This window comes from Actinokineospora sp. NBRC 105648, from assembly GCF_030269645.1.
In the GTDB taxonomy this organism is placed as follows: Bacteria; Actinomycetota; Actinomycetes; order Mycobacteriales; family Pseudonocardiaceae; genus Actinokineospora.
In genome coordinates this window covers 66,575-79,810 of sequence record NZ_BSTR01000005.1, presented here as the reverse complement: position 1 = coordinate 79,810, position 13,236 = coordinate 66,575, and the positions used below count along the sequence as shown (strand labels likewise).

15 protein-coding genes, 1 tRNA gene and 1 pseudogene are annotated in these 13,236 nt (G+C 70.5%); 11 read left to right on the top strand and 6 right to left on the bottom strand.

What is annotated here, in order from left to right:
• Window positions 1–103: 103 nt before the first annotated feature.
• The 4 genes and pseudogenes from QSK30_RS06975 to QSK30_RS06960 form a co-directional block, all read left to right on the top strand.
• Window positions 104–1,285, top strand: coding sequence for a glucose-1-phosphate thymidylyltransferase (locus QSK30_RS06975; protein WP_285500544.1), 1,182 nt, complete (start codon window positions 104–106; stop codon window positions 1,283–1,285).
• A 48-nt stretch (window positions 1,286–1,333) separates the two neighbouring features.
• On the top strand, window positions 1,334–1,690 hold the full coding sequence (locus QSK30_RS06970) for an aminotransferase class I/II-fold pyridoxal phosphate-dependent enzyme (protein ID WP_285500542.1): 357 nt from the start codon (window positions 1,334–1,336) through the stop codon (window positions 1,688–1,690).
• Window positions 1,691–1,873: 183 nt separating this feature from the next.
• A complete protein-coding gene (locus QSK30_RS06965; RefSeq protein ID WP_285500541.1) occupies window positions 1,874–3,118 on the top strand; it encodes an MFS transporter in 1,245 nt (414 codons plus the stop codon).
• Between the two features lie 30 nt (window positions 3,119–3,148).
• Window positions 3,149–3,744, top strand: a pseudogene (locus tag QSK30_RS06960) (beta-ketoacyl-[acyl-carrier-protein] synthase family protein); the annotation flags it as partial.
• Between the two features lie 73 nt (window positions 3,745–3,817).
• Here the strand turns inward: QSK30_RS06960 and QSK30_RS06955 are convergent.
• A complete protein-coding gene (locus QSK30_RS06955) occupies window positions 3,818–4,159 on the bottom strand; it encodes a BTAD domain-containing putative transcriptional regulator (RefSeq protein ID WP_285500539.1) in 342 nt (113 codons plus the stop codon).
• A 12-nt stretch (window positions 4,160–4,171) separates the two neighbouring features.
• Here QSK30_RS06955 and QSK30_RS06950 point away from each other — a divergent pair, with 12 nt between their 5' ends.
• From QSK30_RS06950 to QSK30_RS06940, 3 genes are all read left to right on the top strand, one after another.
• Window positions 4,172–4,450, top strand: a complete 279-nt coding sequence (locus tag QSK30_RS06950) for an SRPBCC family protein (RefSeq protein WP_285500537.1) — start codon at window positions 4,172–4,174, stop codon at window positions 4,448–4,450.
• Window positions 4,447–5,127 carry a class I SAM-dependent methyltransferase gene (locus tag QSK30_RS06945; RefSeq protein WP_285500536.1) on the top strand — a complete coding sequence of 227 codons (681 nt, stop codon included), beginning with the start codon at window positions 4,447–4,449 and terminating at the stop codon, window positions 5,125–5,127. The genes QSK30_RS06950 and QSK30_RS06945 overlap by 4 nt, the downstream gene beginning before the upstream one ends.
• 116 nt (window positions 5,128–5,243) lie before the next feature.
• Window positions 5,244–5,897, top strand: a complete 654-nt coding sequence (locus QSK30_RS06940; protein ID WP_285500535.1) for a class I SAM-dependent methyltransferase — start codon at window positions 5,244–5,246, stop codon at window positions 5,895–5,897.
• Here the strand turns inward: QSK30_RS06940 and QSK30_RS06935 are convergent.
• From QSK30_RS06935 to QSK30_RS06915, 5 genes are all read right to left on the bottom strand, one after another.
• Window positions 5,850–6,437 carry a helix-turn-helix domain-containing protein gene (locus tag QSK30_RS06935; RefSeq protein WP_285500534.1) on the bottom strand — a complete coding sequence of 196 codons (588 nt, stop codon included), beginning with the start codon at window positions 6,435–6,437 and terminating at the stop codon, window positions 5,850–5,852. The two genes, QSK30_RS06940 and QSK30_RS06935, sit on opposite strands and share 48 nt — an antisense overlap.
• Window positions 6,438–6,659: 222 nt before the next feature.
• The gene (locus tag QSK30_RS06930; RefSeq protein ID WP_285500533.1) at window positions 6,660–6,974 is read right to left on the bottom strand and encodes a type II toxin-antitoxin system death-on-curing family toxin; all 315 of its coding nucleotides are present in this window, start codon (window positions 6,972–6,974) and stop codon (window positions 6,660–6,662) included.
• Window positions 6,975–7,057: 83 nt separating this feature from the next.
• A complete protein-coding gene (locus QSK30_RS06925; protein ID WP_285500532.1) occupies window positions 7,058–7,228 on the bottom strand; it encodes a hypothetical protein in 171 nt (56 codons plus the stop codon).
• Window positions 7,229–7,592: 364 nt separating this feature from the next.
• Window positions 7,593–7,665, bottom strand: a tRNA-Arg gene (locus QSK30_RS06920).
• Window positions 7,666–7,803: 138 nt separating this feature from the next.
• Entirely contained in the window at window positions 7,804–8,367 is a 564-nt protein-coding gene (locus QSK30_RS06915; protein ID WP_285500531.1) for a DUF3558 family protein, read from the bottom strand.
• A 69-nt stretch (window positions 8,368–8,436) separates the two neighbouring features.
• Here QSK30_RS06915 and QSK30_RS06910 point away from each other — a divergent pair, with 69 nt between their 5' ends.
• From QSK30_RS06910 to ettA, 4 genes are all read left to right on the top strand, one after another.
• Window positions 8,437–10,449, top strand: coding sequence for a bifunctional copper resistance protein CopD/cytochrome c oxidase assembly protein (locus QSK30_RS06910; protein ID WP_285500530.1), 2,013 nt, complete (start codon window positions 8,437–8,439; stop codon window positions 10,447–10,449).
• 285 nt (window positions 10,450–10,734) lie between these two features.
• A complete protein-coding gene (locus QSK30_RS06905) occupies window positions 10,735–11,133 on the top strand; it encodes a single-stranded DNA-binding protein (RefSeq protein ID WP_285500528.1) in 399 nt (132 codons plus the stop codon).
• A 62-nt stretch (window positions 11,134–11,195) separates the two neighbouring features.
• Window positions 11,196–11,453, top strand: coding sequence for a DUF7218 family protein (locus tag QSK30_RS06900; protein ID WP_285500526.1), 258 nt, complete (start codon window positions 11,196–11,198; stop codon window positions 11,451–11,453).
• A 94-nt stretch (window positions 11,454–11,547) separates the two neighbouring features.
• Window positions 11,548–13,224, top strand: a complete 1,677-nt coding sequence (gene ettA / locus QSK30_RS06895) for an energy-dependent translational throttle protein EttA (protein ID WP_285500524.1) — start codon at window positions 11,548–11,550, stop codon at window positions 13,222–13,224.
• Window positions 13,225–13,236 lie beyond the last annotated feature (12 nt).

The window sequence follows — 13,236 nt, the reverse complement described above, 5'->3', positions numbered from 1 at the left end:
GACGGCCGGTTCGAGCCCAGGTCCAGCGCGGCCGCTCCAACCGCCCTCGACCCCGCGGCCCGAGGATCCGGGGACCCCGAGCCCAGACCCGAGGAGCCCTCCCATGAAAGCCCTTGTGCTGGCAGGCGGAGTCGGCAGCCGGTTGCGCCCGCTGACCTACTGCCTGCCCAAACAGCTGATCCCGGTGGCGGGCAGGCCGGTGCTGGAGCACTGCCTGGCCGACATCCGCGCCCTGGGGGTGACCGAGGTCGGCATCGTCGTGGGCGAGCACGCGGCGCAGATCGAGGCGGCCATCGGCGACGGTTCGCGGCTCGGCCTGCGGGTGACCTACCTGCACCAGGACCGGCCCGCCGGGCTGGCGCACTGCGTGCTGATCGCGGCGGACTTCCTGGCGGGCGAGGACTTCGTGATGTACCTCGGCGACAACATCCTCGTCGGCGACGTGGCCGCGGTCGCCGACGAGTTCCGCGCGCGGCGACCGGCGGCGCGGCTGCTGGTGGCCAAGGTCAGCAGGCCCGACTGCTACGGCGTGGTCGAGCTGGGCCCCGACGACACCGTGCTCTCGGTGGTGGAGAAGGCCGAGAACCCGCCGAGCGACCTGGCCATCGTCGGGGTGTACTTCTTCACCGCCGCGATCGTCGGCGCCGCCGGGCGGATCGTGCCCAGCGCGCGCGGCGAGCTGGAGATCACCGACGCGATCGCCCGGCTGATCGAGGACGGCGAGGCGGTCGTGGCCAGCCGGTTCACCGGGATCTGGAAGGACACCGGCACGGTCGAGGACCTGTTGGAGTGCAACCGGTTGCTGCTGGCCGACCTGCCGCCCGCGGTGCGCGGCGACGTCGACGTCGAGAGCGACCTGCGCGGCCCGGTCGTGGTCGAGGCGGGTGCCACGGTGATCCGGTCCACCATCCAGGCGCCCGCGCTCATCCGCGCTGGCAGTGTTGTCCGCGACAGCACCATCGGGCCGTCGGTGGCGGTGAGCGAGAACTGCGTGGTGACCGACGCGGACGTGGCGGACTCGATCCTGATGGCGGGCACGGAGATCCGCGGCCCGGTCCGGCTCACCGGGTCGCTGGTCGGCCGTGGGTCCGAAGTGGACTGTTCCGGTATCGGCGCCGACCGCTCGACCCTGCCCGCGCACCGGTTGCTGGTCGGGGACAGTTCGCGCCTCCAGCTGAACTCCCCGGCGAACCCGGACGGCCGCGTGCTGACCGCGGCCGAACTGGGCGAGCACCTCGACTGGGGCCGCGTAAACGGTTGCGTCGTGGTCAACGACGAGTGCTGACTCGAGCACGGCTAGACCGCGGAACCGACGTCGATCCTGCACCCGGACGTGAGCGGGCCCGACCACGCGAGCGTGCTCGCGGTGCACTCGCTGTCCAAGCGCTCCAACATGGCCGGGTACCGGGCGGGCTTCGTCGCCGGCGACGCGACCCTGGTCCGGCGGCTGCTCGAGGTGCGAAGGCACGCCGGGTTGATCGTGCCCGCGCCGATCGCCGCGGCGATGACGGTCGCGCTCTACGACGACCTGCACGTGCTCGCGCAACGGCAGCGCTACGCCGATCGCCGCACCCGGTTGCTGGAGGCGTTGCTGTGCCACGGGTCCCAGGTGCCGGGCTCCGCGGGCTCGCTGTTCCTGTGGGCCACCGAGGGACGGCCGTGCTGGGACACCGCGCGCGACCTGGCCTGACTCGGCATCCTGGTGGCACCGGGCAGCATCTACGGCGCGGCCGGGGACCGGTACGTGCGGCTCGCGCTCACCGCCACCGACGAGCGGATCGCGGCGGCGGCCGCCCGGTTGACCGGCTGAGCGCCCGCCCGGGGCGGTAGGGTCTCGGCTCAGCCAGACCGAACCTCGAGCCGGAGGACCCGAATGCCGCGAGGGCTCCTGCCTGACACGACGCCGGTGCGGACCAACCGGGACTTCCGGCTGCTCTGGTACTCCGGGTTCGTGACCTCCTTCGGCACCGTGCTCACCCTGCTCGCGATCCCGGTGCAGATCATGCTGATCACCGGATCGCCGCTGGCCGTCGGCCTGATGGGCACGGTCGAGCTGGTGCCGATGGTGGTCTTCGGGCTCTACGGCGGCGCGCTCGCCGACGCGCTCGACCGGCGGCTGATGACCCTGCTCACCGAGCTCGCCCTCGGGCTGCTCTCGGCCGGGCTGCTGGTGAACTCGCTGCTCGAGGAACCGCCGCTGTGGCCGCTCTACGTGGCGGTCGCCGCCGCCTCGGCGCTGCAGGGCCTGCAGGGCCCGGCGATGATCGCCATGGTCCGGCGGCTGGTGCCCGCCGAGCAGATGACCGCGGCGATGGCGCTCAACTCGTTGCGCTCCAACCTCTCCGCGATCGTGGGCACCGCGATCGCCGGGGTGCTGATCTCGCTGCTCGGGCTGCCGACGGCCTACCTGATCGACGTCGGCACGTTCGCGGTGTCGGTCCTGCTCATCGCCGGTGTGCGCCCGCAGCCGGTCGGCGAGCACGCCGCGCCCGCCTCGCTGCGCTCGCTCGCCGAGGGGGTCCGCTACGCGATGGGCAAGCCGGTGCTCGTCGGCAGCTACGCGGTGGACCTGGTGGCGACCGCGCTCGCGCTGCCGTTCGCGCTGTTCGCCTTCCTCGCCGCCGACCTGGGTGCGCCCTGGTCGCTCGGGCTGATGTTCTCCGCCACCGCGGTCGGCGGCCTGGTGGCCGCGGCGACCAGCGGCTGGGCCGAGCGGGTGCACCGGCACGGTCGGGCGGTCCTGCTCGCCGCGGCGGCCTGGGGCGCCACCATGGTCGCGGTCGGGCTGAGCCCGTGGTGGTGGCTGACCCTGGTGCTGCTCGCGCTCGGCGGGGGCGCGAACTTCGTCGCCGACCTCTTCCGCGGCACGATGTGGAACCACATCGTGCCGGACCGGCTGCGTGGGCGGCTGGCGGGCATCGAGGTGCTCGTAGGCTCGGCCGGCCCGCAGCTGGGTGACCTGCGGGCCGGCCTGTTCGGCAGCCTGTTCGGGATCCGGCGCGCCGTCTGGACCGGCGGGTTGGCGTGCGTGGCGGGCATCGGCCTGGTGGCCGTGGGCGCGCGGCAGTTGGCGCGGTACGAGTACGTCCCGGAGACCTCGGCGTCACCGACCGGCTGATGGTCGCGTCCCCGGGTGGGCCCCTGGTCCGACCCGGGGACCGCCTCGCGGCCGTTCGACTGCACGCGCAACGGTTTCGCGCTCGCCGAGGGCTCGGCGATGCTGGTGCTGGAGGAGTACGAGCACGCGCGGCGGCGGGCGCGCACGTCTACGCCGAGATCTCCGGGTACGCCTCGCGCAGCAACGTCTACTCGATGACCGGCCTGTGCCCCGACGGCGCCGAACTGGCCGACGCGATCACCTCGGCGCTGGACATGGCCCGGCTCGCGCCCGCCGACCTGGACTACGTCAACGCGCACGGCTCGGCGACCAAGCAGAACGACCTGCACGAGACCGCCGCGTACAAGCGCAGCCTGGGGCAGCACGCCTACCGGGTGCCGATCAGCTCGATCAAGTCGATGATCGGGAACTCGCTGGGCGCGATCCGTGCGCTGGAGGTGGCCGCCTGCGCGCTGGCCGTCGAGCACTCGGTGATCCCGCCGACGGCGAACCTGACCGAGCCGGACCCCGAACTCGACCTGGACTACGTGCCGGTGACCGCCCGCGAGCAGCCGACCCGGTCGGTGCTGAGCGTGGCGAGCGGGTTCGGCGGCTTCCAGAGCGCGATCGTGCTGACCAAGCCTTGATCCTCTGTGGATAGTCTGATGTGGATGAACGCGGGCAGGCGGCGGGGGAGTCCCCGCCGCCTGCCCAGTCCGCTCAGGAACCCGCGACGGGCAGCACGGCGGCCACCGGTCGGGGGGGGGGGGCGGTGCCGACCAGGAGGTCGAACTGGAGCCGGAGCAGCGGTTCCGACGGTGCGATCCCCAGTTCGTCGTCGAGTGTGCGGTGCAACTTCTGGTAGGTCTCCAAGGCGTCCGCGCGCCTGCAGTCCGCGTTCAGCGCCACGATCAGCTGCTCGTGCAGCCACTCGTCGTAGGAGTGCGCGAGCGCGAGGTAGGGCGCGAGAACGGTGCCCGACGGCAGGTCCACCAGGGCCGGACCGCGCCAGAGGTCCAGTCCGGCGCGCAGCAGTTCCGCCGCGCGCGCGGGTCCGAGCACACCACCCGCTCGGTGCGGATCTGCCTGCCCGGCAACAAGATCGTCTACAAGCAGATCAAGCCGCCCGCCACGATGACCGCGCACACCGGCCACTGGCGGTTCACCGAGACCCCCGAGGGGATCGTGCTCGGCGCCCGGCACACCTGCACCATCCGCCCCGAGGGCATGTCCCTGCTCGGCGAGGGCACCACGGTGCAGGGCGCCCGCCGCTACCTGCGCAAGGTGCTCAGCGCCAACAGCATGGGCAACCTGCGCCTGACCAAGGCCTACGCCGAGGAGCTGGCCCCGTGACCGGGAACGCCCTAGAGCCCAACGCCGACGAGGTCCTCGCGGGCGCGGCCGTGTACAGCAAGCGCCCGATCCTGGCCGCCTACGACCTGTGGGTGCTCGGGTTCGTGTGCTCCCGCGTCTGGCACTGCCCGAACGTCCACATGCGACGGCTCTACGACCGCAACGTCGACGCCCGGCACCTGGACCTGGGCCCCGGCACCGGGTTCTTCCTGGACAAGGCCAGGTTCCCCGGCGGTGACCCGGCCCTGGTGCTGCTCGACCTCAACGCGGACGCGCTGCGCCGCACCGGCGCCCGGCTGGCCCGCTACCGGCCGCAGGCCTACCAGCGCGACGTGCTCAAGCCCCTCGACCTGGGGGCGGCCCGGTTCGGCTCGGTCGGGCTGAACTTCCTGCTGCACTGCATGCCCGGTGGGATGGCGCACAAGGCCGTCGTGTTCGACACGGTGCTGCCCTACGTCGAGCCGGGCGGCCGGATCTTCGGCAGCACGGTGCTCTCGCACGGGGTCCAGCACGGCAAGCTGGCCCCGAAGGCACTGGAGTCGCTCAACGGCGACGGCGTGATGAACAACGCCGACGACTCCTTCGAGCAGCTCGACGCCGAGCTGGCGAAGCGCTTCCCGCGCTACCGCCTGTGGGCGCAGGGCTCGGTCGGCCTGTTCGAGATCACCGTGGTGTGACCCGTTCCGGGGAACGCCTGCCCCGGCGTTCCCCGGAACTGTCCAGTGTGGAGCCACGGGTCCGCGCGAGCGATTCGTTCAAGACCGCGCGACCCGGCGCGGCCGAGACTGCCCGCATGACCGAACGAACCTTCACCCCCGCGCTGGGCCGCTTCGCCTCCACGCGCTTCTACGACCCGGTGGCCTCCCTGATGCGCGAACGCCTGTGGCGCGCCCTGCTCGCGATGCACGTGGCCGCCCGACCCGACGATGTGATCGTCGACGTGGGCTGCGGTACCGGCTCACTGGCCCTGCTGCTCAACCGCGCCGAGCCGGAGGCGCGGATCATCGGCGTGGACCCCGATCCCGAGGTGCTGGACCTGGCGCGCGGCAAGGCGGGCGCGGACGCCCCGACCCTGGAGTGGCGGGTCGGCATGGGCGACGCGCTGGTGGAGCTGCTCGGTGCGGGATCGGCGACCGCGGTGGTGTCCAGCCTCGTGCTGCACCAGTGTCCGATCGGGATGAAGCGGGCGATCATCGCGTCGATGGCCGCGGTGCTGCGGCCCGGCGGCAGGCTCGTCATCGCCGACTACGGGCTCCAACGCACCTGCCTGAGCCGGCTGGGCTACCGCGTCGTGCAGCTCGCGGACGGCAAAGAGGACACCCAGCCCAACGCCGAGGGCGTCCTCCCGCACCTGATGGCCGAAGCGGGCTTGCACGACGTGCGCGAGGCGGACGTGGTGTCAACGATCACCGGCACGATCTCGATCTACGTCGCGCGCCGCGGGTGACGACCGAAGCGCGGGCAGCACGGCCGACGGTGTGAGCCCCATCATCTCGCGCAGCTGCCGGGTGAAGTGCGCCTGGTCAGCGAACCCGCCCGCGATCGCCGCACCCGCCAACGACTCACCCGCGCGCAGCGCCGCGGCCGCCCGGCCCAGCCGCTGCCAGACCTGCCACCGCCCCAGCGGCATGCCCAACTGCTCCCGGGCAAGCGCCCGCAACCGCTGCGGCGAGAGACCCACCCCGGCGGCCAGGGCGGGCATCGAGACCCGCTGGTCAACCCGGGTGTCCATCGCCGCGAGCAGCCGGGGATCAAGTTCACTGGACGGACGAGCGGTGGCGCGCCGGACGTCGTCCTCGTCCAAACCGCCCAAGTCCGCAGCTACGGTCACCCCGGCGCCACAGCGTTCCCGCAGCTGGTCGGCGAAGGCACAGTGCGGCTCGACGAAGAAGGTGCGCAGCCCCGCGGTCGCCAACAGCCGATGCCGCGCCATCGGCGGCACAACCAGCGCCACCGCGCGATGCAGCGTGCCGGCGTCGTCCACCATCCCCACCGCACCACGCACGGCGATGGCGATCTGAAAGGCGGCATGCCGGTGCACAGCACTGTCCGCAACCGGCCCCTGATACACCGCGTACCCAACCCCAACGGCGAACCGCGGCGCCTCCCCAACCTCCACACCGCAATGCTGCCAGACCCCAGCGCGAACCGCGCGCGCCGCCACGTTCTACCCGGGCACTAGGAGATGGCGACTGTGCCGCGCATCCGTTTAAAGCAGTTTTCCGCGTATAAAGCCTGATAGATCATCCCTGGAAATTTGCCCTTCGGCAACGAGTAGAATTACCGCGACCAATTCGAACTGGGTCACCTTGGGGGAGTATCCATTCACATAGCACATGGCCAGCACGGATGCGGCTGCCGCTCGCTTGTTGCCATCCAGGAACGGGTGATAGATCTTTGCGATCGCATAAGCGATGGCCGTAGCCTTGTCCATTATCGTGGGGTATAGATCGACGCCAGCAAAGCTCTGTGACGGTGCACCCGTGCACGCGTCGAGTTTGTCCAAGTTGACGACTTCGCTCACGCCATGCGGGCGCGAGATTTCCAAGACCTCGTCGGACGTGAGGTACCTCCACGATGACACGGAGATACCTTACGTCCGGTCCTCTAGAGTCTGCCGAGGAGGTCCAGCGCTTCGCTGTACTCTTCTTGGATCTTCGAATTCGCCTCGGCCAGCGACATCGGGTGCGGGCCGGGCCGGGTGAAATCCCGAGCGGGGAGTAGGGCGTGGGCGGCCTTCTCCACTTCGAAGACCTGCTCTTCGATGATCGTGGTCACCTGCCCACCTCCTGGATCGTCACTACTCGCTGCCGCTCGTGACATCAGACTAGCCGAGTCGACCCGGCTAGTCTTCCCTTGTCGCTGTCGGCGCGATCGCCGCTCCGGTGTCGAGTCCGGCAGTCGCCCGGTTGGCCGGGCACAGGGAGTTTCGTGTTCTCACTTTGAGTGACCTGGTGGTCGAGATCCAGAGGACTGCCAGCACTGCTGTGGATCTTCGTCTTGGCCGAGCAGTTGCCCGCCGCGCTGCCTCCGGGGCAGGCCGCCCGGCCGTGACCTCAACGGGCCGAGCGGGTGAGGTCCCAAGATGATGGTGCACAGATGGGCTTGCCTCGACGCTCCAGGGGATCGGTGTTCGCGTGAGTGCCCCTGGCAGGACTCGAACCTGCGACCAAGAGCTTAGAAGGCTCCTGCTCTATCCGCTGAGCTACAGGGGCGCGGGCCATGCGGCCGAGGCCGCACAGTAGTCCGTTACACCGGACTGATCGTCAAAGGCGGCCTCACCGTTTCCGCCAAGAACTGATCGGGTGACGAACGACGCTCTGGTGCGTCCGTTCGGGGGAGGGGCGGTTGCGCTATGCGCGCGGAAGTCTCTCCACGGCGCGCTCGGCGAGGGGTTGCAGGAGGCGCAATACCTTGTCCTCCGAGGTATCTCTCCTGGTGATCGCCACGACCAGCGATCTGTCGTCGCGCACCGCGACGGCGGCGGTGCAGGTTCGATAGCCGTCCGCCACCGCGCAGTGCAGCCACGTCTTGTTACCGAGCGTGTCCTCTTCGTGCCCCTCCGGCTGGTCGCGCCGGACCTGGTCGAGGGGTTTGTAGAGGGCCACCAGCACGAGATCGCCCGACGCACCCTGGCCGAGGGGGTAGCCGCAGGAGTCCGGGAAGGCGCTGGACCGGTGGGCGGGCGTACCGACCAAGCCGCCCGCCGCGTCCAGGTCTGGTTTGCTCAGCAGCGCGCAGAGGTCCACCCCGTCGACGGACCGCTGGGACTGCACGGCGGTGGAGGACTGGGCGGTGGACGACTGGGCCGTGGACACCGGGCCGAACCCGGCGGCGGGCACCGGTTGACCGGCCGTCGGCGCCCCGCACGCGGCCGCCAGCACCACACCGGCCATCACGACGAGTCCCCGCCTCACCGGTCCACGGTAGCGCTCTGGGAAACATGGCGACTCCAGCCCGCCCCGCGCGGCGATTACCCTCGTCGTGTGGCTCTCGACAGCTCTACCGACAATCCGGTCAGGCGCGCGGGGATAGGCCCGCTGCTCTTCGTGGGCGGCGCGCTGGCCGCGTTGATCGGCGCGGTCTTGGTCGCCGCGGCCTCCGGGAGCGATCGGTACACGATCCAAGGCCTGCCCACCCCGGACGCCTTCACTGAGCACGCGTTGACGGTTGTGCGGGTAGCTACCGAGATCGGCGCGGTAGTGACGGTCGGCTCACTCTTGTTCGCCGCGTTCCTCGTGCCGCCGCAGCGGTCGGGTGTGCTCGACGTCGGTGGCTACGCGGCCATGCGGACGGCGGGCTGGGGCGCCGCGCTGTGGTTCGTCGGCGCGTTGGCATCAGCGCCGTTCACCGCCGCCGACGCCGTCGGTAGACCTATCACCGAGGTCTTGCGCACCGACGTCCTGCTCACCCTCGTGGGCACCCTGTCGCAGTCACAGGCGTGGCTGGTCACTGCGGGTCTCGCCTTGGTCGTGCTGGTGGGCTCGCGGATCGTCCTCACCTGGGGTTGGACGGCCGTGCTGTTCGCCGTGGCGGTGGCGGGCATCGTGCCGGTCGCGGTCACCGGTCACTCCTCCAGCGGCGGCTCGCACGACGTGGCCACCAACAGCCTGCTCTTCCACCTGCTCGCCGCCGCACTGTGGGTCGGGGGACTGGTCGCCCTGCTCGCGCACGGGCGCAGGCGGGCCGAGAACCTGGGCATCGCGGCCACGCGCTTCTCCCGCGTCGCGCTGGTGTGCTGGATCGTCATGGCCGTCTCCGGCGTGGTGAACGCCTGGGTCCGCCTGCCCCTCGGCGACCTCTTCGACACCTGGTACGGCGCACTCGTCCTGGTCAAGACGATCGCCCTGGTGATCTTGGGTGTCTTCGGCTACTTCCAGCGGGAGCGCGGGGTCAAGTTCCTGGTCGAGAACGGCTCGCGGGCCGCGCTGGTCAAGCTGGCCGCCGTCGAGGTGCTGATCATGCTCCTCACCATCGGCGTGGCCGCCGCGCTGGCCCGCACCCCACCCCCGGAGGGCGCCTACGTCGAACCCGGACGCGTAGAGCTCGCGTTGGGCTACCCGCTCACCGACGAGCCCACCGTCGCCCGGTTGCTCTTCGGCTGGCGGTTCGACCTGGTCTTCGGGACGGCGGCGATCGTTCTCGCCGTGCTCTACCTGCGCGGCTACCTGCGCCTGCGCTCGCGTGGGATCACCTGGCCGGTCGGGCGGCTGATCGCCTGGCTGGCGGGCTGCTTCGTGGTCCTGTTCGCCACGTCGTCGGGCTTCGGCCGCTACGCGCCCGCGATGTTCAGCGTGCACATGGAGACGCACATGATGCTCTCCATGCTCGCGCCCGTGCTGCTCGTGCTCGGCGCCCCGGTGACGCTCGCGATGCGCGTGCTCCCTCCCGCGGGGAAGGACTCCCCGCCCGGGCCGCGTGAGTGGCTGCTGGCGTTCGTGCACTCCCCGGTCTCGCGGTTCCTCACGAACCCGGTGGTGGCGCTCGTGCTGTTCGTGGGGTCGTTCTACGGCCTCTACCTGACCGGGCTCTTCGACTCCGCGCTCGAAGAGCACTGGGCGCACCTGGCCATGAACGCGCACTTCCTGCTCGTGGGCTACCTGTTCTACTGGCCGGTCATCGGCGTCGACCCCGCCCCGCGCAAACTGCCGCACCTCGGCCGCCTCGGGTTGGTGTTCGCCTCGATGCCCTTCCACGCCTTCTTCGGCGTGATCCTGATGGGCACCCAGACGGTCATCGGCGAGCGCTTCTACCAGGGCCTGGCACTGCCGTGGAACACAGACCTGCTCGCCGACCAGCGCCTCGGCGGCGGCATCGCGTGGGCGTCGGGGGAGATCCCGCTGCTGGTCGTGCTGATCGCCCTGCTGGTCCAGTGGTCCAAGGCCGACGACCGCGAGGCCCGCCGCTCCGACCGGCGCGTGGACGAGGGCGCCGCCGACGACCTGGACGCCTACAACGCCATGCTCAAGCAGATGGCCGACGGCAAGAACCCGTCCTGAGCGCCTCGTACCCGCTCGCGCGCTGACTCGCTGGGTTCCGCCGCCCGCGGCCCACCTGCCTGCCGCGGGCAGCGCAGCCTACGGCCCACCGGCCAACCTGCCTGCCGCAGGCACCTGTCCGCCGGATCTCGTCTGGCGCGCGACCTTCTTCCCCCGGAAAGCCTTCGACTTATCCACAATCAGCCCAGCCATCCACCGATTTCCAGCGCCCCTCGCCAACCCCTCGCCACCCGGTCAACCTGGGACTACCGGCACGCCAGGTGCCCAGACGAGAGGTGGAGCAAGATGTTCGAGACCGTGGTGACCCTGATCGGCACCCTGATCGGGGAGCCCACCCGCAGGCGCTACTCGACCGGGTCGTCCACCCGGTTCCGCCTGCGCGCGGTGGAGCGGAGGTTCCAGCCGGACAACCAGACCTGGGTCGACGGCGAGTCGATGTTCGTCTCGGTCACCTGCTGGCGCGATCTCGGCGAGCACGTCGCCAAGACGCTCAAGCGCGGCGACCGGGTCATCGTGGTCGGCCGCCTCTACCACCGCGAGTACGAGAGCGAGAACCAGCACCGGCTCAGCGTCGAGCTCGACGCCCGCGCCGTCGGGCCCGACCTCAACTTCTGCGCGGGCGAGCTGGAGTGGATCTGGGACAAGCCCCGGGAGCAGGCCACCCTCCTGCCGGTCGCGGCCTGAGCGGGGTTTGCCGTGCGCGCGCCAAGGGCATTTCCCGTCCACACCCAGGACGGAGGACCACCATGCCGAACCCCAGCATCAAGGACGAGGAGCTCTACCGGGCGCTGCGCGAGCAGGGCGACTCCAAGGAGAAGGCCGCCCGGATCGCCAACGCCGCGGCGGCCCAGGGGCGCGACAAGGTCGGTGCCCGGGGCGGGCACGCGGGCTCCTACGACGACTGGACCGTCGAGGACCTGCGGGGCCGCGCCGCCGAGCTCGACATCGACGGCCGGTCGAGCATGTCCAAGGACGAACTGGTCAAGGCCCTGCGCGAGCACTGACGGGGCAACCCGTTCGGCGGTACCGGCCCGCTCCGCCGCGCGCACCCCCCGGTCGCGCTCATGGGCGCCGACCCACCACTCTACGATCGCGAGCATGGCCGAGTTCATCTACACCATGAAGAAGGTGCGCAAGGCGCACGGGGACAAGGTCATCCTTGATGACGTCACCATCCAGTTTCTGCCCGGCGCCAAGATCGGTGTGGTCGGACCGAACGGCGCGGGCAAGTCGAGCGTTCTCAAGATCATGGCGGGACTCGACCAGCCGAACAACGGCGAGGCGTTCCTCTCGCCGGGCTACACCGTCGGCATCCTGCAGCAGGAGCCGCCGCTGAACGAGGAGAAGACCGTCCTGGGCAACGTCCAGGAGGCGGTCGGCGAGGTCAAGGGCAAGCTCGACCGGTTCAACGAGATCGCCGAGCTGATGGCCACCGACTACTCCGATGAGCTGATGGAGGAGATGGGCAGGCTCCAGGAGGAGCTCGACCACGCCGACGCCTGGGACCTCGACTCCCAGCTCGAGCAGGCGATGGACGCGCTGCGCTGCCCGCCGCCGGACGCCGACGTCACCGTGCTCTCCGGTGGTGAGCGCCGCCGGGTCGCGCTGTGCAAGTTGCTGCTGTCCAAGCCCGACCTGCTGCTGCTCGACGAGCCCACCAACCACCTCGACGCCGAGAGCGTGCTCTGGTTGGAGCAGCACCTCTCCCAGTACCCGGGCGCCGTCCTGGCGGTCACCCACGACCGGTACTTCCTCGACAACCTGGCCGAGTGGATCCTGGAGATCGACCGCGGCCGCACCTACCCCTACGAGGGCAACTACTCCACCTACCTGGAGAAGAAGGCCGAGCGGCTGGCCGTCCAGGGCAAGAAGGACCAGAAGCTGCAGAAGCGGCTCAAGGACGAGCTCGCCTGGGTGCGCTCCAACGCCAAGGCGCGGCAGACCAAGTCCCGCTCCCGGCTCGACCGCTACGAGGAGATGGCGGCCGAGGCGGAGAAGACGCGCAAGCTCGACTTCGAGGAGATCCAGATCCCGCCGGGTCCCCGGCTGGGCAGCGTCGTGGTCGACGTCGCCAAGCTGCGCAAGGGCTTCGGCGACCGGCTGCTGATCGACGGGCTGACCTTCGACCTGCCGCGCAACGGCATCATCGGCGTGATCGGGCCCAACGGCGTCGGCAAGACCACGCTGTTCAAGACCATCGTGGGCCTGGAGAAGCCGGACGCGGGCTCGGTCAAGATCGGCGAGACGGTCCTGCTGTCCTACGTCGACCAGGCGCGGGCCAACATCGACCCGAAGAAGACCGTCTTCGAGACGGTGTCCGGCGGCCTGGACTACATCCAGGTCGGCCAGGTCGAGATGCCCTCGCGCGCCTACGTCAGCGCCTTCGGCTTCAAGGGGCCCGACCAGCAGAAGCCCGCGGGCGTGCTCTCCGGTGGCGAGCGCAACCGGCTGAACCTGGCGCTCACCCTCAAGCAGGGCGGGAACCTGATCCTGCTCGACGAGCCCACGAACGACCTGGACGTGGAGACCCTGGGCTCGCTGGAGAACGCGCTGGAGCAGTTCCCGGGCTGCGCCGTGGTCATCTCCCACGACCGGTGGTTCCTCGACCGCACCTGCACGCACATCCTGGCCTGGGAGGGCACGGACGAGGACCCGGGCAAGTGGTTCTGGTTCGAGGGCAACTTCGAGGGGTACGAGAAGAACAAGGTCGAGCGGCTCGGCGCCGATGCCGCGCGCCCGCACCGGGTGACCTACCGCAAGCTCACCCGGGACTAGACGGGAGAGCGG

Bases quoted from the DNA above. Each gene is read 5' to 3' on its own strand.
- QSK30_RS06975 (WP_285500544.1), top strand. From the start codon at position 104: ATGAAAGCCCTTGTGCTGGCAGGCGGAGTCGGCAGCCGGTTGCGCCCG.
- QSK30_RS06965 (WP_285500541.1), top strand. From the start codon at position 1,874: ATGCCGCGAGGGCTCCTGCCTGACACGACGCCGGTGCGGACCAACCGG.
- QSK30_RS06940 (WP_285500535.1), top strand. From the start codon at position 5,244: ATGACCGAACGAACCTTCACCCCCGCGCTGGGCCGCTTCGCCTCCACG.
- QSK30_RS06935 (WP_285500534.1), bottom strand. From the start codon at position 6,437: ATGGTGGACGACGCCGGCACGCTGCATCGCGCGGTGGCGCTGGTTGTG.
- QSK30_RS06905 (WP_285500528.1), top strand. From the start codon at position 10,735: ATGTTCGAGACCGTGGTGACCCTGATCGGCACCCTGATCGGGGAGCCC.
- QSK30_RS06900 (WP_285500526.1), top strand. From the start codon at position 11,196: ATGCCGAACCCCAGCATCAAGGACGAGGAGCTCTACCGGGCGCTGCGC.
- ettA (WP_285500524.1), top strand. From the start codon at position 11,548: ATGGCCGAGTTCATCTACACCATGAAGAAGGTGCGCAAGGCGCACGGG.